Here is a 23,731-nt window from a genome sequence, read left to right as displayed (position 1 = left end):
AGCATTTGGGGGTATGAAGCGAGGTGACGACTCAGCTACCGCGATAGGTGGAATAGCTGTAAGGCGAAATCAACAGGGGTACATGGTAATGCTCTTGCTCGGCGCTGATGCCAAAGCGTAGTACCACTACATCCAGGAAAGCCGGCTCCGGCAGCTGCACGCCACGGGCGCGGTAGTAATCGCCGGCGTTGAATTGCAGCTGGTAGACACCGCTGCGGTAATCGTCGCCTTGCAACAGCGGCGCATCGCAGCGGCCGTCGCTGTTGGTGGTGGCGGTAGCGACCAGCTCAAGCTGCGCACCTTCGACGCGGTACAGCTCGACCTTGATTGCGCTGCCGGGGCAACCGTGCGCGGCGTCCAAAACGTGTGTGGTCAAACGTCCCATGGCTTTTATGCGCCTCCCGAAGTCAGTCATAGAGAAACCCGCACTCTTTCAGGGCAGTGAAAAAGCCGGCGATGGCTGATTAAGACATTTTCAAAGAAAATTGTACACAATAAATTTCACAGCGCTTCAATCCCCTGTAGGAGCGAGCTTGCTCGCGAAAAACGCCAACGATAACGCGGGCTCCCAGGATGAAAAGTGGCGCCCTCAGGTTATTCGCGAGCAAGCTCGCTCCTACAGTGGGCTTTTTGATCTTAACCTGACCACTCAGGCAAGTTTCTTGCAGAGACCCGTAGAGAGCCCGTTCAGAAAAAATGCAGAAATGCGGGCTTACAAAGTTTGCAATAAGTTGTATACAATCACTCATCGCTGTGACGCCACTCAGTCATTCCACTGCCCGGACGCCACACACACCTGCTACCACGAACAAGAAGGAAGACTGCAGTGAGCGCTGACTACCCACGCGACCTGATCGGTTACGGCAGTAACCCTCCTCACCCCCACTGGCCGGGCAAGGCACGCATTGCGCTGTCGTTCGTACTCAACTACGAAGAAGGCGGCGAGCGCAACATTTTGCACGGTGACAAAGAGTCCGAAGCCTTCCTCTCGGAAATGGTCTCGGCGCAACCGCTGCAAGGCGAGCGCAACATGAGCATGGAGTCGCTGTACGAGTACGGCAGCCGTGCCGGTGTGTGGCGCATCCTCAAGTTGTTCAAAGAATTCGACATCCCGCTGACCATCTTCGCCGTGGCCATGGCCGCCCAGCGGCATCCGGATGTGATCCGCGCCATGGTCGCCGCCGGCCACGAGATTTGCAGCCACGGCTACCGCTGGATCGACTACCAGTACATGGACGAGGCCCAGGAGCGCGAGCACATGCTCGAAGCAATCCGCATCCTCACCGAACTTACCGGTGAACGCCCATTGGGCTGGTACACCGGCCGCACCGGCCCCAACACCCGTCGCCTGGTGATGGAGGAAGGTGGCTTTCTGTACGACTGCGACACCTACGACGACGACCTCCCCTACTGGGAACCCAACACCCCGAACGGCAAGCCGCACCTGGTAATCCCCTACACCCTGGACACCAACGACATGCGCTTCACCCAGGTGCAGGGTTTCAACAAGGGCGATGACTTTTTCGAGTACCTCAAGGATGCCTTCGACGTGCTGTACGCAGAAGGCGCCGAAGCGCCGAAGATGCTATCGATCGGCCTGCATTGCCGCCTGATCGGTCGCCCGGCACGCCTGGCCTCGCTCAAGCGCTTTATTGAATACGTCAAAAGCCATGACCATGTGTGGTTCACCCGCCGCGTGGACATCGCCCGTCACTGGCACCAAACCCACCCTTTCCCGGGAGCAGCGAAATGACTGCGTTCCAGACCCTGAAACCTTCGACCTTGAGCCGCGACGCCTTCGTCCAGGCCTTTGCCGATATCTACGAACACTCGCCATGGGTGGCCGAAAAGGCCTTCGACCTGGGCCAGGACGCGTCGATCGACCAGATCGAAACCCTGCACCAGCGCATGAGCGATATCCTGTTGAGTGCTGATCACGCCTCGCAACTGGCGCTGATCAATGCTCACCCGGACCTGGCCGGAAAAGCTGCCGTCCAGGGCCAACTGACCCAAGCCAGCACCGATGAACAAGCGGGCGCGGGTATTCACCAATGCACGGCCGAAGAGTTTTCTCGCTTCACCGAGCTGAATGAGGCCTACAAAGCCAAGTTCAAGTTTCCCTTCATCATGGCGGTAAAAGGCAGCAACCGGCATCAGATCCTCGCCGCTTTCGAAACGCGCATCCACAACTCGGCAGACACCGAGTTCAAGTGCGCGCTGGACGAGATCAACAAGATCGCGTTGTTCCGCTTACTGACCCTCTAGCAGTCCATCCCCAGCCACTCTATCTAAGGCAGACAAGAAGAATGAAAGCTTACGCCGTACCTTTCGAAAAGTTCGTCAACCTGGCCGACGCCCGCCTGGGTACCAAGATCATCTCGGTGACCGATGACTGGTTCGCTGACGCCAACCGCCTGTTCCAGCCGACCCCGGCCGTGTGGAAGGAGGGCGTTTTCGATGACAACGGCAAGTGGATGGACGGCTGGGAGTCACGCCGCAAGCGCTTCGAAGGCTACGACAGTGCGGTGATCCGCCTGGGCGTGCCGGGTTCGATCAAAGGCGTGGACATCGACACTTCATTCTTCACCGGCAACTTCCCGCCGTCGGCTTCCCTGGAAGCCTGCTTCCTGGCCTCGGGCGAGCCGGATGCCAACACCCAGTGGGTGGAAGTGCTGTCAGCCGTCGAGCTGCAAGGCAACAGCCACCACTACCACGAGATCAACAACGACCAGGCGTTCAGCCACCTGCGCTTCAACATCTACCCGGATGGCGGCGTGGCCCGTCTGCGTGTGTACGGCGTGCCGTTCCGCGACTGGTCTTCGGTGGGCGACAACGAACAGGTCGACCTGGCTGCCGCGCTCAATGGCGGTCGTGCCCTGGCCTGTTCCGACGAACACTTCGGCCGCATGAGCAACATCCTCAACCCGGGCCGCGGCATCAACATGGGCGATGGCTGGGAAACCGCACGTCGTCGCACGCCAGGCAATGACTGGGTGATCGTCGCCCTGGGCCACCCGGGCGAGATCGAGAAAATCGTGGTGGACACCCTGCACTTCAAGGGCAACTACCCGGACACCTGCTCGATCCAGGGCGCCTTCGTGAAAGGCGGCACCGACAGCCAGATCGAAACCCAGTCGCTGTTCTGGCGCGAACTGCTGCCGGCGCAGAAGCTGGAAATGCACGCCGAACACACCTTCGCCGAGCAGATCAAGGCGCTGGGGCCGATTACCCACATCCGCTTGAACGTGTTCCCGGATGGTGGTGTGAGTCGCCTGCGCGTCCTGGGCAAGGTCGCCAAATAACACCCGATCGTCCCCACGCTCTGCGTGGGGATGCACCCCGTGACGCTCCGCGTCACACAGCGGACGCAGAGCGTCCAGGGCAGCGTTCCCACGCAGAGCGTGGGAACGATCTATAGACAAGACAAGAAGACAGCCATGCGCACACTGATGATCGAACCCCTGACCAAAGAAGCCTTCGCCCCCTTCGGAGACGTTATCGAAACCGACGGCAGCGATCACTTCATGATCAACAACGGGTCGACCATGCGCTTTCACAAACTGGCCACGGTCGACACCGCGAAGCCGGAAGACCACGCCATCATCAGCATCTTCCGCGCCGACGCGCAGGACATGCCGCTGACCGTGTGCATGCTGGAGAGACACCCGCTGGGCAGCCAGGCTTTCATTCCGCTGCTCGGCAACCCCTTTCTGATCGTGGTCGCGCCACTTGGCGATGAACCTGTATCGGGCTTGGTCCGCGCCTTCGTCACCAACGGCAGGCAGGGCATTAATTACCATCGCGGCGTCTGGCACCACCCGGTGCTGACGATCGAAAAGCGGGATGACTTCCTGGTGGTTGATCGCAGTGGCACAGGCAATAACTGCGATGAGCATTTTTTCAAAGAGGATGAGCGTTTGATCCTCGCCCCCCACCAATAAGAGAAGGTCTGATCACCCGACAACAAGGGTGACAGGCGAGAGGTAAAGACTGTGGAAGCACATCTGTTGGAATGGCTGAACCTGAGCGTGCGCTGGGTTCACATGATCACTGGCGTCGCCTGGATCGGCGCTTCTTTCTACTTCGTCTGGCTGGAAAACAACCTTAATCGCGTCAACCCCAAGAACGGCCTGGCCGGTGACTTGTGGGCGATCCACGGTGGCGGTATCTACCACCTGGAAAAATACAAACTGGCCCCGCCGACCATGCCGGACAACCTGCACTGGTTCAAATGGGAAGCCTATTTCACCTGGATGTCGGGCGTCGCGCTGCTGTGCGTGGTGTTCTACCTCAACCCGACGCTGTACCTGCTCGCCCCCGGCAGCAGCCTCAGCGGCACCGAAGGCGTGTTGCTGGGCATCGGTTCACTGTTCGCCGGCTGGTTCATCTACTCCTTCCTCTGCGACTCGGCCCTGGGCAAACGCCCTGCCCTGCTCGGCTTGATCCTGTTCGTGCTGTTGATTGCGGCGGCTTACGGCTTCAGCAAGGTGTTCAGCGGCCGCGGTGCCTACCTGCACGTGGGTGCGGTGATCGGCACGATCATGGTAGGTAACGTGTTCCGTATCATCATGCCGGCCCAACGCGCGCTGGTGGCGGCCATCGCCGAGAATCGCACGCCCGACCCGGCGCTGCCGGCCAAAGGTCTGCTGCGCTCACGCCACAACAACTACTTCACCTTGCCGGTGCTGTTCATCATGATCAGCAACCACTTCCCGAGCACCTATGGCAGCCAATACAACTGGCTGATCCTGGCCGGTATCGCGGTGGCAGCAGTGTTGGTGCGCCATTATTTCAACACCCGGCATGACAGCCAGAAGTATGCGTGGACCTTGCCCGTAGGCGCCTTGGCGATGATCAGCCTGGCCTACGTGACCGGGCCCAAGCCGGCTGAACCGATTGCCAAGGCACCGGCTGCCATCGAGTACCAACCCCTGCCAGAAACCGCACTGGGCGGTGGCTTGAAACCGGCCGCGCCTGCCGCACCCGCCGCTGAACCGGCACCGGCCCAGGCCACCACGGACTTCGGCCAGGTGCACCACGTGATCGAACAACGCTGCACCGTGTGCCATTCGGCCAAGCCCACCAGCCCGCTGTTCAGTACGGCACCGGCTGGGGTGATGTTCGACACACCGGCACAGATCCAGCAGCAGGCGGCGCGGATTCAAGCGCAGGCCGTGGCCAGCCAGATCATGCCGCTGGGCAACATTACCCAGATGACCCAGCAGGAACGGGATTTGATCGGCACCTGGATTAATCAGGGGGCCCGTACCAACTGACTGTTTCACACCGTTCCCATGTGGGAGCTGGCTTGCCTGCGATAGCGGCAGATCACCAACATTTTCGGTGACTGACACACCGCCATCGCAGGCAAGCCAGCTCCCACAAGGGAGATCAGTGATGGTTTGAAGATTAAGTTTCATCCGGCAATTGAATGCCAAACAACACAAAAATAAAAAGATTCGAGGTGTTGCATGTCCCAGTTAGAAACGCAGACTCCTGCCGCGCCCGCCATGGTGCGGCTGCCCCTCTTGCAACTGATCCTGGTAGGCCTGCAACACGTCTTGCTGATGTACGGCGGTGCTGTCGCCGTGCCCCTGATCATTGGCCAGGCCGCCGGCTTGAGCCGTGAAGAAATCGCCTTTCTGATCAACGCCGACCTCCTGGTGGCCGGTATCGCCACCATGGTGCAGTCGTTCGGCATCGGCCCCATGGGCATCCGCATGCCGGTGATGATGGGCGCCAGTTTTGCCGCCGTGGGCAGCATGGTCGCCATGGCCGGCATGCCCGGCATCGGTTTGCAGGGCATCTTCGGCGCGACCATCGCCGCCGGGTTCTTCGGCATGCTCATCGCACCGTTCATGTCCAAGGTGGTGCGCTTTTTCCCGCCGCTGGTGACCGGTACGGTGATCACCGCCATCGGCCTTTCGCTGTTTCCCGTGGCGGTGAACTGGGCCGGCGGGGGCAGCGCCGCCGCCACGTTTGGCTCGCCGGTCTACCTGGCGATTGCCGCCCTGGTACTGGCCACGATCTTGCTGATCAACCGCTTCATGCGCGGCTTCTGGGTGAACATCTCGGTACTGATCGGCATGGGCCTGGGTTACGCGCTATGTGGTGTGATCGGCATGGTCGACCTCAGTGGCCTGGCGCAGGCGCCGTGGGTGCAGGTCGTGACGCCGTTGCACTTTGGCATGCCCAAGTTCGAGTTGGCGCCGATCCTGTCGATGTGCCTGGTGGTGGTGATCATTTTTGTCGAGTCCACCGGCATGTTCCTCGCCCTAGGCAAGATCACCGGCCAGGAGGTCACGCCGAAGATGCTGCGACGCGGCCTGTTGTGTGATGCCGGCGCGTCGTTCTTTGCCGGCTTCTTCAACACCTTTACCCACTCCTCCTTCGCGCAGAATATCGGCCTGGTGCAGATGACCGGCGTGCGCTGCCGCTCGGTCACGCTCATGGCCGGCGCGTTCTTGATCGTGCTCAGCCTGTTGCCCAAGGCGGCCTATCTGGTGGCTTCAATTCCACCTGCGGTACTCGGCGGCGCGGCGATTGCGATGTTCGGGATGGTGGCGGCAACCGGGATCAAGATTCTGCAGGAAGCCGACATCGCCGACCGCCGTAACCAGTTGCTGGTGGCGGTGAGCATCGGCATGGGCCTGATCCCCGTGGTACGCCCGGAGTTCTTCGCACAGCTGCCGTTGTGGATGAGCCCGATTACCCACAGCGGCATCGCCATGGCCACCCTCAGCGCGCTGTCGCTGAACATCCTGTTCAACATCCTCGGCGGCGCTGAGCGCCCCGAAGTCGCGCATACGCATTGATTCCTTTGTTAGTACAAAAATAACAACAAACAGGGAACCCCCACATGCACAACCTTGACATGGGGCCGGCCACACGCCGCGCCCCATTCTTGCCCCTCGCGCTCTGTTACAGCGCACTTGAGCCCAGGCCTGGGAGCCAGTATTCTCCGCGCCCGCTCGAATCGACTCAAAAAAAAACAGCGAATGTAAAAGCTGACCTCAAGGCCAACTTATCCCGGCCTGATGTTTGCTGCCAAAGTGCACAAAAGTCCCCTGAATTCGACTGCATCCGCTGCAGCCGACGGGGATTTTTTTGGCTTTTTCAGCACCTTGGCGCAGCTCTTGCTAAAAGCATCAAAGCTGACCGAATAGACGATTTTTGCAGCGAACCAAAAGGCGCCACACCAGAGCGCCTGCGTAGAAGAAAAACCATAAAATTTTAACTCGGGAGCAACCGAATGAAACCTATGTTCAAAGGCCTGATGCTGGCTGGATCACTGTTGGCCGGTGGCCAGGCCGTAGCCAGTGACTTGTTGCAGTGGCAAAACAACAGCCTGACTTATCTGTGGGGCAAGAGCTTTACCGTCAACCCGCAGATCCAGCAAACCGTCACCTTCGAACATGCCGACGCATGGAAGTACGGCGACAACTTCTTCTTCCTCGACCGTATCTTTTACAACGGCAAGGAAGACGGCAATGTCGGCCCGAATACTTACTACGGCGAGTTCAGCCCGCGTTTGTCGTTCGGCAAGATCCTGGACAAGGACCTGTCGTTCGGCCCGATCAAGGACGTGCTGCTGGCCTTCACCTATGAGTTCGGCGAGGGCGATAACGAGTCCTACCTGCTGGGTCCGGCATTCGACTTGAACATCCCCGGTTTCGACTACTTCCAGTTGAACTTCTACCAGCGCCAGACCGAGGGCAATCGTCCGGGTGACGGCGTGTGGCAGATCACTCCGGTCTGGTCGTACACCATTCCCGTGGGTAATTCCGACGTGCTGATCGACGGTTTCATGGACTGGGTGGTGGATAACGACAAGAACGCCCGCGGCACTTATCACGCCAACCTGCACTTCAACCCGCAGGTCAAATACGACTTGGGCAAGGCGCTGCATTGGGGCGACAAGCAGTTGTATGTGGGTTTTGAATACGACTACTGGAAGAACAAGTACGGGATTGAGGATTCGGGGGCATTCAAAACGACTCAGGACACAGCAAGCTTCCTGGTCAAATACCACTTCTGACGGCCCTGTGTAGGAGCGAGCTTGCTCGCGAAAAACTCAAGATCACCGCGCTCATGCTGAATAAACACGGCGTTCTCAGGTTTTTCGCGAGCAAGCTCGCTCCTACAAAGGTTCACGTCAGGCCCAGGAAACGGGTGATTTCTTCGCGCTTGGCCAGCGCATCCTTGCGCCCCAGTTCGATCAACTCGCTGCAATACCCCGCCTCGAACAACAGATAACTCAACACCCCTGCCCCGCTGGTCTTGGTTGCCCCAGGCCCCCGTAAAAACACACGCAACGCCGCCGGCAATTCCTGGCGATGTCGCGCGGCGATTTCATCGATGGGCTGGCTGGGGGCAATCACCAACACCTCTACCGGCGCCAGGCCCTGCACCGCCGCATCCGCAGGCACGACGCGGCTGAACTGGTTCAAGCGCTCCAGCAGTTCGATATCGCTTTCCAGGCTATCAATGAACGTGCTGTTTAGCATGTGCCCGCCGATTTGCGCCAGGGTCGGTTGCTGGCCGGTGTAGGTGCGTTGCGTCGAGGCTTCATTGCCCCTTGGGTTGCCGCTCACACCGACGACCAATACGCGGCTGGCCCCCAGGTGCAAGGCCGGGCTGATGGGCGCGGACTGCCGCACTGCGCCATCGCCGAAGTACTCTTCGTCAAGTTTGATCGGAGCGAACAACAGCGGAATCGCGGAGCTTGCCAACAGGTGCTCTACCGTCAGTTGGCTCGGTACCCCAATGCGCCGATGACGCAACCAGGCATCGATGGTGCCGCCGCCCTGATAGAAGGTCACCGCTTGCCCGGACTCATAACCAAAGGCCGTCACCGCCACCGCCTGCAAGTGCTTGCGGCGGATAGCCTCGTCGATGCCGTCCAGGTTCAAACGCGCTTGCAGCAAGTCACGCAGGGGGGAGCTATTGAGCAACGCCACCGGCACCTGGGCGCCCAGGCCCAACAGGCTGTGGATCAGGAAGCGACCGGCCTGGCGTATCACCCCCGGCCAATCGCTGCGCAGCACCTGATGGCTGCGAAAGCCCTGCCAGAACGCTGTCAGCCGTTGGACAGCCGCGCAGAAGTCACTGGCCCCACTGGCCAGGCTCACCGCATTGATGGCGCCGGCGGAGGTGCCGACGATCACCGGAAAAGGATTCGGCGCCCCTGGCGGCAGCAATTCGGCAATCGCCGCCAGCACCCCCACCTGATAAGCCGCTCGCGCCCCACCGCCGGAAAGAATCAAGCCTGTGACCGGTTCAACTGGGCGCATTGCGTCACTCCATGTGGCGAAAAGTTGGGCTTATCAACGTCATATCACTGTAGGAGCGAGCTTGCTCGCGAAGATCGCCAATGATTACGCGTACATCCTAGGTGAACGCGGTGTTATTGGGTTTTTCGCGAGCAAGCTCGCTCCTAAAATGACAGCAGGGTTATCGACGGCGCTTTTCGTACAGCTTGGGCTCACCCGGCGGCCGACTCTTGAAGCGGCGATGGGTCCACAGGTATTGCTCGGGGCATTCGCGCACCGAGGCTTCGACCCACTGGTTGATGCGCAGGCAGTCGATCTCGTCGGTTTCACCCGGGAAGTCGGTCAGCGGCGGATGGATCACTAGGCGGTAACCGCTGCCGTCAGCCAGGCGCTCCTGGGTAAACGGCACCACCAGCGCCTTGCCCAGGCGTGCGAATTTGCTGGTAGCGGTAACGGTAGCAGCCTGGATGCCGAACAACGGCACGAAGATGCTTTGCTTGGCGCCGTAGTCCTGGTCCGGTGCGTACCAGATGGCCCGGCCGGCGCGCAGCAGCTTGAGCATGCCGCGCACGTCGTCGCGCTCCACGGCCAGGGAATCGAGGTTGTGGCGTTCACGGCCACGGCGCTGGATAAAGTCGAACAGCGGGTTGCCGTGTTCGCGGTACATGCCGTCAATGGTGTGCTTCTGCCCCAGCAGCGCCGCGCCGATTTCCAGGGTGGTGAAGTGCAGCGCCATGAGGATCACGCCCTTGCCGTCCAACTGCGCCTGCGTGAGGTGCTCCAGCCCTTCGACATGGGCCAGGCGCGCCAGGCGCGGCTTGGGCCACCACCAGCTCATGGCCATTTCAAAGAAGGCGATGCCGGTGGAAGCGAAGTTTTCCTTGAGCAGGCGTTTGCGTTCCTTGACGGATTTTTCCGGGAAGCACAGCTCTAGGTTGCGCGCCGCGATGCGGCGACGATCACCTGCCACGCGGTACATGCCCGCGCCCAGCAGGCGACCAATGGTCAACAGCGCCCGATACGGCAATTGAGTGACCAGCCACAGCAGGCCGAGCCCCAGCCATAGCAGCCAAAAACGCGGGTGAAGAAATACAGCTCGAAAACGCGGGCGATCCATTACAGATTCCGGTAAAGACAAGGGCCGCGCATTCTACAACGGTTCGACTCGGCTTGCGGCGGGTGAGTGTTCTCGTTATAAGTCTCGACACTTTTCGTGACAAGCCGCTTTCGCCGACCATGAGCCAAACCGAACCGCTAGACCAAGATCCCGTGTTCCAGCTAAAAGGCAGCATGCTCGCCATTACCGTGCTGGAACTGGCCCGCAATGACCTCGACGCCCTGGACCGCCAACTGGCCGCCAAGGTCGCCCTGGCGCCGAACTTCTTCAACAACGCCCCGCTGGTGCTGGCGCTGGACAAGCTGCCGGCTGGCCAGGGAGTGATTGATTTGCCCGGCCTGATGCGTGTATGCCGTTCCCATGGCCTGCGCACACTGGCGATTCGCGCCAGCCGCATCGAAGACATTGCCGCCGCCATCGCCATTGAACTGCCAGTACTGCCACCGTCCGGCGCCCGTGAGCGCCCTCTGGAACCATTGGTCGGCGAAGAAAAGAAAAAACCGGAAAAACCACCGGAGCCTGCGATCAGGCCTACAAAGATCATCACCTCGCCGGTACGCGGCGGGCAGCAGATTTACGCCCAGGGCGGCGACCTTGTGGTGGTTTCCTCGGTCAGCCCGGGGGCGGAACTTCTTGCCGATGGCAACATCCATGTATACGGCCCGATGCGCGGACGCGCCCTGGCCGGCATCAAGGGTGATACCAAGGCACGTATTTTTTGCCAGCAGTTGACCGCCGAGCTGGTTTCTATCGCGGGTCAGTACAAGGTTTCCGAAGATTTGCGCCGCGATCCACTGTGGGGCGCTTCGGTACAGGTCAACCTGTCGGGCGATGTGTTGAACATCATCCGTCTTTAACGGATACTGCCGCATTTTCCAAGCATCTCTAGACTCTGATAGCAAAGCGAAACCGGCAAGACTTGTGTAGGACTTTTTGGAAGTTGGTGTTTCCCCATGGAAACCCCGTCTTTTTCCTGCAAAGGCTGTCCGCCTGCGGCGAGTTCCAAGAGATGTTTTTCAGGGACCGAAAGTCCTTTTTCCTTAGGGGTGAAACACCTTGGCCAAGATTCTCGTGGTTACATCCGGCAAGGGTGGTGTGGGTAAGACCACCACCAGCGCCGCTATCGGTACCGGCCTCGCTCTGCGCGGCCACAAGACAGTCATCGTCGACTTCGACGTCGGTCTGCGTAACCTTGACCTGATCATGGGCTGCGAGCGTCGCGTGGTGTATGACTTCGTCAACGTGGTGAACGGCGAAGCCAACCTGCAACAGGCCCTGATCAAGGACAAGCGCCTTGAGAACCTGTACGTGCTGGCTGCCAGCCAGACCCGTGACAAAGACGCGCTGACCAAAGAAGGCGTCGGCAAAGTCCTCGCCGAGCTCAAGGAAACCTTCGAATACGTGGTCTGCGATTCCCCGGCTGGTATCGAAACCGGTGCTCACCTGGCGATGTACTTCGCCGACGAAGCCATCGTGGTAACCAACCCGGAAGTCTCCTCGGTACGTGACTCGGACCGCATGCTCGGCCTGTTGGCCAGCAAGTCCAAGCGCGCCGAAGAAGGCCAGGACCCGATCAAGGAGCACCTGCTGCTCACCCGCTACAACCCGGAGCGCGTCAACAACGGCGAAATGCTGGGTGTTGAAGACGTGAAGGAAATCCTCGCCGTGACCCTGCTGGGCGTGATTCCGGAATCCCAGGCCGTCCTGAAGGCATCCAACCAGGGCGTACCGGTGATTCTCGACGACCAGAGCGACGCCGGCCAGGCGTACAGCGATGCAGTTGATCGCTTGCTGGGCAAGACCGTGGAACACCGCTTCCTCGATGTCAAGAAGAAGGGATTCTTCGAGCGTATCTTTGGAGGCAACTAAACAATGAAATTTCTCGACTTCTTTCGCGCCAACAAAAAGCCAAGTACCGCGTCGGTAGCGAAAGAGCGTCTACAGATCATCGTGGCGCACGAACGCGGCCAACGCAGCACGCCGGATTACCTGCCAGCCTTGCAGAAGGAACTGGTCGAGGTGATCCGCAAGTACGTCAATATCGGCAACGATGACGTGCATGTCGCCCTGGAAAATGACGGCAGCTGCTCGATTCTGGAACTCAATATCACCCTGCCCGATCGTTGATCGAAAGGGCGGTCGCCACGGCGGCTCCACTGACGGCCCCCTCGCTCCTACAGGGTGAGGGGGCCGTCAGTGGAGCCGCCGTTGGCGTTTGTTACGAGGCTGTTTAATGCCGCTGTCCAATATCCACATCCTGCATCAGGACGACGCTGTCCTGGTGGTGAACAAGCCGACCCTGCTGCTCTCGGTGCCTGGTCGCGCCGACGACAACAAGGACTGCCTGATCACTCGCCTGCAGGAAAACGGCTACCCAGAAGCCCGCATCGTTCATCGCCTGGACTGGGAAACGTCGGGGATCATCCTGCTGGCCCGGGACGCGGATACCCACCGCGAACTGTCCCGTCAGTTTCACGACCGCGAAACAGAAAAGGCCTACACCGCCCTGGCCTGGGGCCAACCGGCACTGGACAGCGGCAGCATCGACCTGCCCCTGCGCTATGACCCGCCGACCAAGCCCCGCCACGTTGTCGACCATGAGTTCGGCAAACATGCCCTGACCTTCTGGAAAGTGCTGGAGCGTTGCGGCGACTGGTGCCGCGTAGAGCTGACACCCATCACTGGGCGCTCACACCAGTTGCGCGTGCATATGTTGTCCATCGGGCATCCGTTGCTGGGCGATGGTTTGTACGCCCATGAACAAGCCCTGGCCGCGTGGCCGCGCCTGTGCCTGCATGCAAGCATGCTCAGCTTCACCCATCCGCAAAGCGGCGAGCGCCTGCGCTTCGAGTGCCCTGCGCCTTTTTGAAGGGCTGATGCGGTCAAATGTGGGAGCTGGCTTGCCTGCGATATCGGCGTGCCAGCCAATACATCTGGCACAGAAAGACCGCTATCGCAGGCAAGCCAGCTCCCACAGGGTTTGATGTGGTTCTCAGCCATGCACGCTCACTCCAAATATCTGGCCAATACGGTAAACTCTCGCCACTGCTGTCTGGAGCTATTTATGCGCGAAGCGTTGAATCAAGGCCTGATCGACTTCCTCAAGGCCTCCCCTACTCCTTTTCATGCCACTGCCGCCCTGGCCCAACGCCTGGAAGCGGCCGGTTACCAGCGTCTCGACGAGCGCGAAACCTGGGCCACCGAGGCCAACGGTCGCTACTACGTGACCCGCAACGATTCCTCGATCATCGCCTTCAAGCTCGGCCGCCAATCGCCGCTGCAGGACGGTATCCGCATGGTCGGCGCCCACACCGACAGCCCGTGCCTGCGGGTCAAGCCCCAGCCGGAGCTGCAACGCCACGGCTTCTGGCAACTGGGCGTGGAAGTCTACGGCGGCGCGCTGCTGGCGCCCTGGTTCGACCGCGACCTGTCCCTGGCAGGCCGTGTTACCTTCCGCCGCGATGGCAAGGTCGAGAGCCAACTGATCGACTTCAAGCTGCCGATCGCCATCATTCCCAACCTGGCCATTCACCTCAACCGTGAAGCCAACCAGGGCTGGGCAATCAATGCCCAGACCGAGCTGCCGCCGATCCTGGCGCAGTTTGCCGGTGACGAGCGCGTGGACTTTCGCGCCGTGCTCACCGAACAGTTGGCCCGCGAGCATGGTTTGAATGCCGATGTGGTGCTCGACTACGAGCTGAGTTTCTACGACACCCAAAGTGCCGCCGTGATCGGCCTCAATGGCGACTTCATTGCCGGTGCGCGCCTGGACAACCTGCTGTCGTGCTACGCCGGTTTGCAAGCCTTGCTCACCAGCGACACCGATGAAACCTGCGTGCTGGTGTGCAACGACCACGAAGAAGTCGGCTCCTGCTCGGCCTGCGGTGCCGATGGCCCGATGCTGGAACAGACCCTGCGTCGCCTGTTGCCCGAAGGTGAAGAATTCGTACGCACCATCCAGAAATCCCTGCTGGTGTCGGCAGATAACGCTCACGGTGTGCACCCCAACTACGCCGAGAAACACGACGCCAACCACGGCCCGAAACTCAACGCCGGCCCGGTGATCAAGGTCAACAGCAACCAGCGCTACGCCACCAACAGCGAAACCGCCGGGTTCTTCCGCCACCTGTGCATGGCCCAGGAAGTGCCAGTGCAAAGCTTCGTGGTACGCAGCGACATGGGCTGCGGCTCGACCATCGGCCCCATCACCGCCAGCCACCTGGGCGTGCGCACCGTGGACATCGGCTTGCCGACCTTTGCCATGCACTCCATCCGCGAGCTGTGTGGCAGCCATGACCTGGCGCATCTGGTCAAGGTGCTGGGGGCGTTCTACGCCAGTCGCGATTTACCCTGAGACCCAGGCGCGCCCATCGCGGGCAAGCCCGCTCCCACATTTGATCTGTGAATGCATTTCAGTGTGGGAGCGGGCTTGCCCGCGATGGGTTTCCAAACAGATATAAGGCTATCTGACTCACATCAACTGCACTTCTGCCAATCCGGCCTAGACTTGTCAGAACTTCCAGTCCCACAAGGCCGCCCCTCGCCATGATCTCAATGTCCTCATTCCACGCCATGCTGATCCCCATCGTGATCGGCATGATCATGCTCGCGGTCGGCTTCAACTTTCGCGACAAGCCTCTGGGCGTGTTTGGCATGTGGATCGGCATGCTGTTGATCCTCGGCACCGTGCTCTACAAGATCCTCGCCAAACTGGCGCAGTGACAAATGCGCTCGCATTGGGCATAGCGGCCTCGTACACTCGGTCAATTCGTCGTTTTCAAGGTTGACCGCCTCGTGTTCTCCCGTCTGTTTGCCCTGCCCTGCTACCTGCTGATCGCCCTGCTCACGCTGCTGCCAGTGATGCCCGCCCAAGCCGTGGGCCTGCCCGGGATGCTGGGCGGTTCCAGCAAGACCCAACCCCAGGCGGAAGTGCCCCTGGGGCAGTCGCTGGACGAAGTGATCAAAACCCTGGAAAACGACCAGCAACGCACCCAGTTGCTCAGCGACCTGAAGAAACTGCGCGCCGCCACGCAAAAGGCCCAGCCCGCCGCCGAACTCGGGGTACTCGGGTTGATCGGCAGTACGCTGTCGGGCTTTGAGCAGCAGTTTTCCGGCGCCGACAGCCCGCTGGGGCGCTGGTCCAATGAAGTCGACCTGGCCAAGGATGAACTGGCCGCCCTGATGTTGCCGGCCAGCGAATGGCTGCCGATCATCTTCGGTTTTGCCGTGATCCTGGCCGTATGGAGCCTGCTGGCCGCTGCGCTGATCTGGCTCAGCCACCGAGTGCGCGAGCGCTTCGGCCTGCCCGAAGAGCTGCCGCAGCACCCGCGCACCTGGGACATGCTGCGCTTTGCCCTGCGCAAGCTGGGCCCCTGGCTGATCGCTTTGGTGATTACGGTTTACCTCAGTTACGCCCTGCCTTCCTCCCTGGGCAAATCCCTGGCCATGGTGCTGGCCTATGCCTTGGTGGTCGGCACCTGTTTCTCGGCAATCTGCGTGATTGCCTTCTCCGTACTCGACGGCCCGCACCGCCACCGCGCCTTGTATATCCTGCGCCACCAGGCGTTCCGCCCGCTGTGGTGGATCGGCAGTTTTGCCGCCTTCGGCGAAGCCTTGAGCGACCCGCGCCTGGTTGCCGCGCTCGGCCAGCATCTGGCCCACACCGCTGCGACCGTGGCCAATGTAATGGCGGCGTTGTCCACCGGGGTGTTTATCCTGCGTTTCCGCCGACCCATCGCGCACCTGATCCGCAACCAGCCGCTGTCGCGCCGACTGACCCGCCGCGCCCTCACCGATACTCTGTCGATCATCGGCACCTTCTGGTACATCCCGGCTCTTCTGCTGGTGGGCATCTCACTGTTCGCCACCTTCCTGTCGGCCGGCGACACCAGCACCGCCCTGCGCCAGTCGTTGCTGTGCACGGTGCTGCTGGTGTTGTGCATGGTGATCAACGGCCTGGTGCGCCGCCACGCTCTCAAGCCGCAACGCGGGCACAAACGCCACGCGCTGTACTCCGAACGCCTCAAAGGCTTTGTCTACACCCTGGTGCACCTGGTGGTGTGGCTGGTTTTTATCGAACTGGGGCTGCGGGTCTGGGGCCTGTCGATGATTCGCTTTACCGAAGGTGAAGGCCATGAAATAGCCGTGAAGCTGTTCGGCCTCGGTGGGACCTTGTTGTTCGCCTGGCTGATCTGGATCCTCAGCGACACCGCGATTCACCACGCCCTGACCCGTTCGCGCAAAGGCCTGGCCAACGCGCGTGCGCAAACCATGATGCCGCTGATCCGCAACGTGCTGTTCGTGACCATCTTTATCATCGCCGCCATCGTGGCCTTGGCGAACATGGGTATGAACGTCACGCCCCTGCTGGCCGGTGCGGGCGTGATCGGTATCGCCATCGGCTTTGGTGCGCAATCGCTGGTAGCCGACTTGATCACCGGCTTGTTCATCATCATCGAAGACTCCCTGGCCATCGACGACTACGTGGATGTGGGCGGCCACCTCGGCACGGTGGAAGGCCTGACCATCCGTACCGTGCGCCTGCGCGACATCGACGGCATCGTGCACACCATCCCGTTCAGCGAAATCAAGAGCATCAAGAACTACTCCCGCGAGTTCGGCTACGCGATCTTCCGGGTGGCGATCCCTTACAACATGGAAATCGACGACGCGATCAAACTGATGCGCGAGGTCGGCCATGCCATGCGCAACGACCCGCTGCAACGCCGCAATATCTGGTCGCCGCTGGAGATCCAGGGCGTGGAAAGCTTCGAGTCCGGCAGCGCGATCCTGCGCGCACGCTTCAAGACCGCGCCGATCAAGCAGTGGGAAGTGTCGCGGGCATTCAACCTGTCGCTCAAGCGGCACCTGGATGAAGCCGGGCTGGACCTGGCGACACCGCGCTTGAGCGTGCAGGTGCAGACTGCCGGCAGCGTGCAGGAGAAAGATCCACAACAATAAGCAAGGAGAGGTTGGTATGCGAATGAACGGTCTGACACACCAATGGGTTTTGGGTCTGCTCGGCGCGGTCGCGAGCAGTGCAGTGATCGCCGCCAGCAGCGGCCAGGACAGTGCCCGGGAAACCATTGCCGCCCAGGCAAAAATCCTCGAACCCAGCCTGTTGGAAACCCGCCGCGATATCCACGCCCATCCGGAACTGGGCAATACCGAAACCCGCACCGCCGAGTTGGTCGCCAAACAGTTGCGCGAACTCGGCCTTGAAGTAAAGACCGGGGTGGCCCGCACTGGCGTCGTCGCCATCTTGAAAGGCGCCCTGCCCGGCCCGACCGTGGCCCTGCGCGCAGACATGGATGCGCTGCCGGTCAAGGAAGTGGCCGACCTGCCCTTCGCCTCCAAAGCCAAGGGCACCTACCTGGGCAAAGAAGTCGACGTGATGCACGCCTGCGGCCACGACGCCCATACCGCTATCCTGCTGAGCACTGCGAAGATTCTCACCGGGATGCGCGAGCGCCTGCCCGGCACCGTGGTGTTTTATTTCCAACCGGCCGAAGAAGGCCCCAGCGACTTTATCCCCGACGGCAAGAACACCTGGGGTGCGAAGATGATGGTGCAGGAAGGCGTGATGAAAGCGCCCAAGCCCGATGCGGTATTTGGCCTGCATGTGTGGGCCGGTGTGCCTGCCGGGCAAATCGCCTACCGCCCGGGCCCGACCCTGGCCAGCTCCGATGACCTGCGCATCAGGATCCTCGGCAAACAGACCCACGCCGGCCGTCCCTGGGACGGTATCGACCCGATCACCGTTGGCGCGCAAACCATTGTCGGCCTGCAGACCGTGGTCAGCCGCCGTACCGATATTTCGTCATTCCCCTCTGTGGTGAGCATCGGCACCATCAACGGTGGCACCCGCTATAACATCATCCCCGAGTCGGTGGACATGAGCGGCACCATTCGCTCCTACGACTACGGTATCCGCCAGAAGCTGCATGCAGACGTGCGTCAAACCGTAGAGAAAATCGCCGAAAGCGGTGGCGCCAAGGCCGAAGTGACGATCATCGAGAAGTACGACCCCACCATCAACAATCCGGCGCTGACCGAGAAAATGCTGCCGAGCCTGCGCTGGGCGGCTCAGGATGATGTGGTGCAAGGCCCGTTGGTGGGTGGCGCCGAAGACTTCTCGTTCTATGCCAAGGAGGCGCCGGGGCTGTTTGTCTTCCTGGGGGTGACCCCGAGGGATCAGGACATGAGCAAGGCGGCACCGAATCACAACCCAGGGTTCTTTGTGGATGAGTCGGCGTTGGTGGTGGGCGTGAGGACGCTGGCGTCGTTGGCGACGGATTACCTCTATACCCATACCCCCCTGTAGGAGCGAGCTTGCTCGCGAAAAACTTCAGAACGCCGCGTTTATTCAGGGTAAACGCGGCGTTCTTGCGTTCTTCGCGAGCAAGCTCGCTCCTACAGTGTATTGGGGTGAATCAGTTGGCGAGGGCCGCGCCATCCATTTTCTGGCGCAGGCTCAACGGCCGCATGTCGGTCCACACTTCCTCGATATACGCTAGGCATTCCTTCTTCATGCCACTCTTGCCCACGGTGCGCCAGCCTTCCGGCACGGCCTTGTAGTCGGGCCAGATCGAATACTGTTCTTCATGGTTGACCACTACCTGAAAGAGGATGTCGTCGCGGTCAAATACTGAGGTCATTGCTGTTCTCCGTCGCTCAAAGGCTGGCTGCGCACCACGCGCAGCACCGATATCTGTAGAAACGTACCAAGGGCCTGGAAAATTACAGGCTGGCCACGGCCGCCGCCAAGGCACGCCCGAAAATCTCAGCCACCTGGTCGACTTCGCCAGCGGTGATCACCAGCGGTGGCAGGAAACGCACCACACTGCCATGGCGCCCGCCCAGTTCCAGGATCAGCCCGCGCTTGAGGCATTCGCGCTGCACCAGCGGCGCCAACTGGCGATGCACCGGTGGGTGGCCCTGACTATCAGGCGTGCCAGTCGGGTCTACCAGCTCCACCCCCAGCATCAGCCCACGCCCACGGATATCCCCCAGGTGCGGGAAGTCGCGCTGCAGGATGCGCAGGTGTTCGCCCAGGCGCTCGCCCATGGTCGCCGCATGGCCTGCCAGGTCGTGATCCTTGAGGTAGCGCATCACCGCCGAGCCCGCCGCCATCGCCATCTGGTTGCCGCGGAACGTCCCGGCATGGGCGCCCGGCAGCCAGGTGTCGAGCCAGTCGCGATACACCACCACCGCCAACGGCAGGCTGCCGCCAATCGCCTTGGACATGACCACCACGTCCGGAATGATGCCGGCGTGTTCGAAGGCAAACATTTTGCCGGTACGCCCAAAACCGCTCTGGATCTCATCGACGATCAGCGCCACCCCCGCTTGCGCGGTGATACGGCGCAGGCCACGCAGCCAGTCGAGGTCCGCCGGGATTACGCCGCCCTCACCCTGGACCACTTCGACAATCACCGCCGCTGGCAACAGCACGCCGGCTTCCGGGTCGTTGAGCAGGTTTTCCAGGTAATGCAGGTTGACCCGCACACCTTCGGCGCCACCCAGCCCAAACGGGCAACGGTAGTCATACGGGAATGGCAGGAATTGCACGCCATTGCCGAGCAAGGCGCCCAAGGGTTTCTTTGGCCCCAGGCTGCCCATCAAACTCAGCGCGCCCTGGCTCATGCCGTGATAGCCGCCCTGGAACGACAGCACGGTGCTGCGCCCGGTAGCAGTGCGCACCAGCTTCAACGCGGCTTCCACCGCATCAGTGCCGGTGGGGCCGCAGAACTGGATTTTCGCTTCTCGCGCCAGTTCCGACGGGAGCAAACCGAACAGGTCCTGCACGAATTGATCCTTGACCGGCGTAGTCAGGTCCAGAGTATGCAGGGGCAGTTCGTCGCTCAGCACTTGCTGGATGGCCTGGATCACCACCGGGTGGTTATGCCCCAGCGCCAGGGTTCCGGCACCGGCCAGGCAATCGATGAACCGGCGCCCCTCGACGTCCTCCACGTAAATGCCCTTGGCGCGTTTGAGTGCCAGGGGGATGCGCCGTGGGTAGCTGCGGGCGTTGGATTCCTGCTGGCGCTGGCGGGCCAGCAGCGGGCTTTCGTCAAACTGATAGAGCGTTTCCGCGGCCTGCACCGGGGCGTCTTCGATACGGCTGGTAGCGACTGACATCTGTGGATCCCTCAATACGCTGATGATCGTGACCAAACTGCCGATCCGTTGGCGTCTGGCCCAAGGGCATGCGCACGGATTTCCTGTTGTGGAGACGCTTCAGCGTGAAAAGGATTTAGGGGACGAGGGTTGTTAACTGATGAATGAAGATCCAATTGTAGGAGCGAGCTTGCTCGCGAAAAACTCCCCGGCGCCGCGTTCATCCAGAAAGCCCGCGGTATCGTTGACGTTTTTCGCGAGCAAGCTCGCTCCTACATTTGAACAGTGCTCGGTATTAAATCCCGCGGTACTTTTCGTTCAGGGCATACAAGATCGCGCACGTCTCTGCATCCAGGAATCCACAATAATCCCGTGGCCGAAAGTGCATCTGGAACGCCCGGGTGCGCTGTTCAAAGGCCCGGCGATTCTGCGCGGGCTTGTAGCCATAACGCTGAAACGCCCGCTCCACTTCGACCTCCGGCGGCAAGCCGAGACAAAAGCGGCGCTGGTACATCGCCCGGCTCGATTCATCAAACCAGGCCCCGATGCCGGCCTCATGCAGCACACGCCAGGGCAACCGAGGCCCAGGGTCGCTCTTGCGCCAGTAGGCCACGTCCGAATGCCCGAGCCAGTCAGTGGGGCCCACCTGCGGATAGCGCTCCAGCAGGTCGCGAAGCAATTCAATCAGTAGGTCAATCTGTGCCGGTGCGTACTCCGGAAAGGTAAAGACCCCCGCTTCATCCCGCGCCAGGTTGACGATTTCAATGCCCACCGAGCGGCTGTTGAGATCGGCCTTCCCCGCCCAATAGCTCACGCCTGCGTGCCAGGCGCGCTGGTCCTCGTCCACCAGGCGAAACACCCGCAGCTCTTCATAACCGGCAGCGCGGTAGCTGGGTTCAGCGGGATCGGGCAGCAGATAGTGAGCGCTGACGCCATCTTGGGTGAGGGTGCGTAGCGAGGAAGCAAAGGGCGCGGCGGTGTAGTGCACAAGCACCTGCTGCACGGATTCGCCGCGGCGGTCGTTGAAATCCCTGGCGGGGAAACTGGTGTCGATCACCAACATAAGAACAGTCCTTTTCATTTCGAGCCGACTCATTCGGCCCGTTCAAGCGCAAAAAAATTACCGCCATCCTGAAGGCTTGAGCCTCAGGCGGGCGGTAATTATTTGCCACGTGAAAAGGGCAGCTCAGCGCCGCAACGGCATACCCAGATCAACCCGCATACCGTCGGGCTGGCTGTCGAAGTGCAGCGAGCAGGAACAGCGCTGCACGATCGCCTGGACAATCGCCAGGCCCAGGCCACAGCCTTCGCTGCTGCCATTGCGCCAGAAGCGTTGGGTGAGGTATTGCAGGTCTTCGCTGGAGATCTGCTGGCCATGGTCACGCACGCGGAACACCACATTATTCAAGGTAGAAAACACCTGCAGTTCCACGCGGGTATCGGCCGGGGTATGGCGCAAGGCGTTGTCCAGCAGGTTACGCAAGGCCGCGACGGCAAGACCCACAGGCATTGCCACTGGAACAGGGGAAAGATCCGGCGCCAGGATCAGATCAATGCGTGAATTGTCGCCGGCGTTGGCATCCTGGATCGCCAACCGGGCGACTTCCTCGGCACTGGACTGCAGGCCATCGTCAAACGACAGGCTGCCCTCCACCCGCGCCAGCAACAACAGTTGCTCCAGGGTGCGATGCAAGCGATCGGCGCCCTCCTCGGCGTGCGCCAGGGACTGGTCGCGGGCCGCGCCCTCGGTCATGCGCGCGACTTGCAGGTGGGTCTTGATCGCGGTCAACGGGCTGCGCAGTTCATGGGCGGCGTCACCGGTCAGGCGACGTTCGCGCTCGATGGTCTTGGCGATGCGCTGCAGCAGTTGGTTCTGGGTGTCGAGCAACGGCTTGAGTTCACTGGGCAGAGGATGAATCTGCAGAGGCTCGAGGGAGTCGACACTGCGCCGCATCAGGGCATCCCGCATACGGTTGAGCGGCACCAGGCTCTGGCCAATGCCCAGCCACAGCAGGCACAGGCAGCCCAGCAATGCCACGCCGACCGGCACCGACGCCGCCAGCAGGATCGACAGGTTGAGGGCTTCACGCTCCACCTGGCGGTCGGCGGTGGTGATCAGCAAGTCGCCACGGGACAGGGTAAAACTGCGCCAGCCCACGCCGTCGATGATCTGGTCGCGAAAGCCGCTGCGGCGCGACTCCAACCCTTCCTCCGGAGTGGTATGACTGCGCGCCAGGATCTCGCCACGCAAGGAGCTGACCTGGCAAGCCATGCCACCCGGCACATTCAGTTGTTCGGTGCGCAAATGCGCGCCCCCGCTGACGCTGGCCAGGCCCGGCATCTGCTCGGTGAGCCCGGCCACCATGCGCGCAGAGGCCACCAGGCGCTGGTCGAGGGAAAACATCATCTGGTTGCGCAAGTCGTTGAGCATCCAGGCGGCCGCCAGCACCCAGATCAGTACAAAAGCGGCGCCCAGCTTGAACGTCAGGCGCAGACGCAAGCTCATCACGGCGTGTTGTCTCCCCCATCAGCCGTACCCAGGCGATAGCCCAGCCCCCTGACGGTTTCCACGATGCCATTGCCCAACTTGCGCCGCAGGTGGTGGATATGCACGTTGAGGGCGTTGCTTTCCAGTTCGTCGCTGAAGCCGTAGACGCTGTCCTTGAGCTGTTCGCTGGACAGTACGCGGCCCTTGTTGTGCAACAGTGCCTGCAACAACGCCTGTTCACGCCGGGACAGATCCACCGGCTGGCCGCCGAGGAAGGTCTCGCGGCTGCTGGGGTCGTAGGCCAGGCGCCCATGTTCGATCAGGTTGACGCTGCGCCCCGCCACCCGGCGCAACAGGGTTTGCAGGCGAGCGGCGAGTTCACGCAAGTCGAAGGGCTTGAGCAGGTAATCGTCGGCGCCGGCTTGCAAGCCATCGACGCGGTTGGTCACCGAGTCCCGCGCGGTGAGGATCAGCACCGGAATGTCCAACCCCTGGCTGCGCTGTTGTTGCAGCAGCTTGAGGCCGTCTTCGTCGGGCAGGCCAAGGTCGAGCACCATGATGTCGAAGGCCGCGGCCTTGAGCATCGCCCGCGCCGCCGAGGCCGTGGCCACGCGCTCCACGGTAAAGCCCTGGGCGGTCAGGCCGGCCACGATGCCACTGGCGATCAGTTCGTCGTCTTCACAGACCAGTACGTGCATGGTTAACCCTTCATGAAAGATGGCGCGATTAGAAAAG

General features: G+C 61.2%; 24 protein-coding genes. 16 read left to right on the top strand and 8 right to left on the bottom strand.

All coding sequences use genetic code 11. From position 1 onward, the window contains the following. Positions 1-31 precede the first annotated feature (31 nt). On the bottom strand, positions 32-385 hold the full coding sequence (gene uraH, locus JFT58_RS17060; RefSeq protein ID WP_034126134.1) for a hydroxyisourate hydrolase: 354 nt from the start codon (positions 383-385) through the stop codon (positions 32-34). A 441-nt stretch (positions 386-826) separates the two neighbouring features. Here uraH and puuE point away from each other — a divergent pair, with 441 nt between their 5' ends. The 8 genes from puuE (at position 827) to JFT58_RS17020 (ending at position 8,038) form a co-directional block, all read left to right on the top strand. Continuing rightward, positions 827-1,753, top strand: a complete 927-nt coding sequence (gene puuE, locus JFT58_RS17055) for an allantoinase PuuE (protein ID WP_054896335.1) — start codon at positions 827-829, stop codon at positions 1,751-1,753. Continuing rightward, positions 1,750-2,265: a 2-oxo-4-hydroxy-4-carboxy-5-ureidoimidazoline decarboxylase gene (uraD, locus tag JFT58_RS17050; protein WP_014719293.1), complete on the top strand. Its 516-nt coding sequence runs from the start codon at positions 1,750-1,752 to the stop codon at positions 2,263-2,265. Before puuE ends, uraD begins: the two co-directional genes overlap by 4 nt. A gap of 41 nt (positions 2,266-2,306) precedes the next feature. Continuing rightward, a complete protein-coding gene (gene alc, locus JFT58_RS17045) occupies positions 2,307-3,302 on the top strand; it encodes an allantoicase (RefSeq protein WP_017137848.1) in 996 nt (331 codons plus the stop codon). A gap of 135 nt (positions 3,303-3,437) precedes the next feature. Beyond that, on the top strand, positions 3,438-3,941 hold the full coding sequence (locus JFT58_RS17040; RefSeq protein ID WP_014719295.1) for an ureidoglycolate lyase: 504 nt from the start codon (positions 3,438-3,440) through the stop codon (positions 3,939-3,941). A 51-nt stretch (positions 3,942-3,992) separates the two neighbouring features. Then, a complete protein-coding gene (locus JFT58_RS17035; protein WP_003192825.1) occupies positions 3,993-5,276 on the top strand; it encodes a urate hydroxylase PuuD in 1,284 nt (427 codons plus the stop codon). A gap of 195 nt (positions 5,277-5,471) precedes the next feature. After that, complete coding sequence (locus JFT58_RS17030) at positions 5,472-6,815, top strand: nucleobase:cation symporter-2 family protein (protein WP_032896003.1); 1,344 nt, start codon at positions 5,472-5,474, stop codon at positions 6,813-6,815. A 44-nt stretch (positions 6,816-6,859) separates the two neighbouring features. Beyond that, positions 6,860-7,237, top strand: a complete 378-nt coding sequence (locus JFT58_RS17025; RefSeq protein ID WP_140915357.1) for a hypothetical protein — start codon at positions 6,860-6,862, stop codon at positions 7,235-7,237. 15 nt (positions 7,238-7,252) lie between these two features. Next, entirely contained in the window at positions 7,253-8,038 is a 786-nt protein-coding gene (locus JFT58_RS17020; RefSeq protein ID WP_054896336.1) for an outer membrane protein OmpK, read from the top strand. Between the two features lie 112 nt (positions 8,039-8,150). Here the strand turns inward: JFT58_RS17020 and JFT58_RS17015 are convergent, their stop codons facing one another. Together JFT58_RS17015 and JFT58_RS17010 are read right to left on the bottom strand one after the other, a co-directional pair. After that, the gene (locus JFT58_RS17015; RefSeq protein WP_054896337.1) at positions 8,151-9,293 is read right to left on the bottom strand and encodes a patatin-like phospholipase family protein; all 1,143 of its coding nucleotides are present in this window, start codon (positions 9,291-9,293) and stop codon (positions 8,151-8,153) included. 160 nt (positions 9,294-9,453) lie between these two features. Then, entirely contained in the window at positions 9,454-10,389 is a 936-nt protein-coding gene (locus JFT58_RS17010) for a lipid A biosynthesis lauroyl acyltransferase (RefSeq protein ID WP_054896338.1), read from the bottom strand. Between the two features lie 119 nt (positions 10,390-10,508). Here JFT58_RS17010 and minC point away from each other — a divergent pair, with 119 nt between their 5' ends. From minC to JFT58_RS16970, 8 genes are all read left to right on the top strand, one after another. Beyond that, entirely contained in the window at positions 10,509-11,246 is a 738-nt protein-coding gene (gene minC, locus JFT58_RS17005) for a septum site-determining protein MinC (RefSeq protein ID WP_014719299.1), read from the top strand. A gap of 199 nt (positions 11,247-11,445) precedes the next feature. Beyond that, a complete protein-coding gene (minD, locus tag JFT58_RS17000; protein WP_003192835.1) occupies positions 11,446-12,258 on the top strand; it encodes a septum site-determining protein MinD in 813 nt (270 codons plus the stop codon). Positions 12,259-12,261: 3 nt separating this feature from the next. Beyond that, entirely contained in the window at positions 12,262-12,516 is a 255-nt protein-coding gene (minE, locus tag JFT58_RS16995; RefSeq protein WP_003175252.1) for a cell division topological specificity factor MinE, read from the top strand. Between the two features lie 106 nt (positions 12,517-12,622). Continuing rightward, on the top strand, positions 12,623-13,258 hold the full coding sequence (locus JFT58_RS16990; protein WP_003192838.1) for an RluA family pseudouridine synthase: 636 nt from the start codon (positions 12,623-12,625) through the stop codon (positions 13,256-13,258). A gap of 195 nt (positions 13,259-13,453) precedes the next feature. Continuing rightward, positions 13,454-14,743 carry a M18 family aminopeptidase gene (locus JFT58_RS16985; protein WP_054896339.1) on the top strand — a complete coding sequence of 430 codons (1,290 nt, stop codon included), beginning with the start codon at positions 13,454-13,456 and terminating at the stop codon, positions 14,741-14,743. A 200-nt stretch (positions 14,744-14,943) separates the two neighbouring features. Then, entirely contained in the window at positions 14,944-15,111 is a 168-nt protein-coding gene (locus tag JFT58_RS16980) for a hypothetical protein (protein ID WP_003192842.1), read from the top strand. 72 nt (positions 15,112-15,183) lie between these two features. After that, on the top strand, positions 15,184-17,349 hold the full coding sequence (locus JFT58_RS16975) for a mechanosensitive ion channel family protein (protein WP_034126128.1): 2,166 nt from the start codon (positions 15,184-15,186) through the stop codon (positions 17,347-17,349). A gap of 16 nt (positions 17,350-17,365) precedes the next feature. Then, complete coding sequence (locus JFT58_RS16970) at positions 17,366-18,712, top strand: amidohydrolase (RefSeq protein ID WP_054896340.1); 1,347 nt, start codon at positions 17,366-17,368, stop codon at positions 18,710-18,712. Between the two features lie 109 nt (positions 18,713-18,821). Here JFT58_RS16970 and JFT58_RS16965 read toward each other — a convergent pair whose 3' ends face one another. The 5 genes from JFT58_RS16965 to JFT58_RS16945 form a co-directional block, all read right to left on the bottom strand. Next, positions 18,822-19,046: an MbtH family protein gene (locus tag JFT58_RS16965; protein ID WP_003192847.1), complete on the bottom strand. Its 225-nt coding sequence runs from the start codon at positions 19,044-19,046 to the stop codon at positions 18,822-18,824. A gap of 82 nt (positions 19,047-19,128) precedes the next feature. Further along, positions 19,129-20,529, bottom strand: a complete 1,401-nt coding sequence (locus JFT58_RS16960; RefSeq protein WP_054896341.1) for an aspartate aminotransferase family protein — start codon at positions 20,527-20,529, stop codon at positions 19,129-19,131. Between the two features lie 274 nt (positions 20,530-20,803). Continuing rightward, entirely contained in the window at positions 20,804-21,571 is a 768-nt protein-coding gene (locus tag JFT58_RS16955) for an N-acetylmuramoyl-L-alanine amidase (RefSeq protein ID WP_054896342.1), read from the bottom strand. Between the two features lie 123 nt (positions 21,572-21,694). Continuing rightward, complete coding sequence (locus JFT58_RS16950; RefSeq protein WP_054896343.1) at positions 21,695-23,014, bottom strand: ATP-binding protein; 1,320 nt, start codon at positions 23,012-23,014, stop codon at positions 21,695-21,697. Next, complete coding sequence (locus JFT58_RS16945; RefSeq protein ID WP_034126124.1) at positions 23,014-23,694, bottom strand: response regulator; 681 nt, start codon at positions 23,692-23,694, stop codon at positions 23,014-23,016. The genes JFT58_RS16950 and JFT58_RS16945 overlap by 1 nt, the downstream gene beginning before the upstream one ends. Positions 23,695-23,731: the final 37 nt, after the last annotated feature.

It is taken from the genome of Pseudomonas sp. MF6767, assembly GCF_016405475.1.
GTDB classification, from domain to species: domain Bacteria; phylum Pseudomonadota; class Gammaproteobacteria; order Pseudomonadales; family Pseudomonadaceae; genus Aquipseudomonas; species Aquipseudomonas paracarnis.
Note: the sequence above shows the minus strand (reverse complement) of the source record. Positions and strands in the feature narration are given on the sequence as shown.

Excerpts from the sequence above, each read along its gene's own strand:
- JFT58_RS16970 (WP_054896340.1), top strand. The coding sequence starts at position 17,366 with ATGCGAATGAACGGTCTGACACACCAATGGGTTTTGGGTCTGCTCGGC.
- JFT58_RS16945 (WP_034126124.1), bottom strand. The coding sequence starts at position 23,694 with ATGCACGTACTGGTCTGTGAAGACGACGAACTGATCGCCAGTGGCATC.
- JFT58_RS17020 (WP_054896336.1), top strand. The coding sequence starts at position 7,253 with ATGAAACCTATGTTCAAAGGCCTGATGCTGGCTGGATCACTGTTGGCC.
- alc (WP_017137848.1), top strand. The coding sequence starts at position 2,307 with ATGAAAGCTTACGCCGTACCTTTCGAAAAGTTCGTCAACCTGGCCGAC.
- JFT58_RS16960 (WP_054896341.1), bottom strand. The coding sequence starts at position 20,529 with ATGTCAGTCGCTACCAGCCGTATCGAAGACGCCCCGGTGCAGGCCGCG.
- minC (WP_014719299.1), top strand. The coding sequence starts at position 10,509 with ATGAGCCAAACCGAACCGCTAGACCAAGATCCCGTGTTCCAGCTAAAA.
- JFT58_RS16950 (WP_054896343.1), bottom strand. The coding sequence starts at position 23,014 with ATGAGCTTGCGTCTGCGCCTGACGTTCAAGCTGGGCGCCGCTTTTGTA.
- JFT58_RS16985 (WP_054896339.1), top strand. The coding sequence starts at position 13,454 with ATGCGCGAAGCGTTGAATCAAGGCCTGATCGACTTCCTCAAGGCCTCC.
- JFT58_RS17015 (WP_054896337.1), bottom strand. The coding sequence starts at position 9,293 with ATGCGCCCAGTTGAACCGGTCACAGGCTTGATTCTTTCCGGCGGTGGG.
- JFT58_RS16955 (WP_054896342.1), bottom strand. The coding sequence starts at position 21,571 with ATGTTGGTGATCGACACCAGTTTCCCCGCCAGGGATTTCAACGACCGC.
- JFT58_RS16965 (WP_003192847.1), bottom strand. The coding sequence starts at position 19,046 with ATGACCTCAGTATTTGACCGCGACGACATCCTCTTTCAGGTAGTGGTC.
- JFT58_RS16980 (WP_003192842.1), top strand. The coding sequence starts at position 14,944 with ATGTCCTCATTCCACGCCATGCTGATCCCCATCGTGATCGGCATGATC.
- JFT58_RS17010 (WP_054896338.1), bottom strand. The coding sequence starts at position 10,389 with ATGGATCGCCCGCGTTTTCGAGCTGTATTTCTTCACCCGCGTTTTTGG.
- JFT58_RS17025 (WP_140915357.1), top strand. The coding sequence starts at position 6,860 with ATGCACAACCTTGACATGGGGCCGGCCACACGCCGCGCCCCATTCTTG.
- uraD (WP_014719293.1), top strand. The coding sequence starts at position 1,750 with ATGACTGCGTTCCAGACCCTGAAACCTTCGACCTTGAGCCGCGACGCC.
- JFT58_RS16990 (WP_003192838.1), top strand. The coding sequence starts at position 12,623 with ATGCCGCTGTCCAATATCCACATCCTGCATCAGGACGACGCTGTCCTG.
- minE (WP_003175252.1), top strand. The coding sequence starts at position 12,262 with ATGAAATTTCTCGACTTCTTTCGCGCCAACAAAAAGCCAAGTACCGCG.
- JFT58_RS17040 (WP_014719295.1), top strand. The coding sequence starts at position 3,438 with ATGCGCACACTGATGATCGAACCCCTGACCAAAGAAGCCTTCGCCCCC.
- JFT58_RS17030 (WP_032896003.1), top strand. The coding sequence starts at position 5,472 with ATGTCCCAGTTAGAAACGCAGACTCCTGCCGCGCCCGCCATGGTGCGG.
- uraH (WP_034126134.1), bottom strand. The coding sequence starts at position 385 with ATGGGACGTTTGACCACACACGTTTTGGACGCCGCGCACGGTTGCCCC.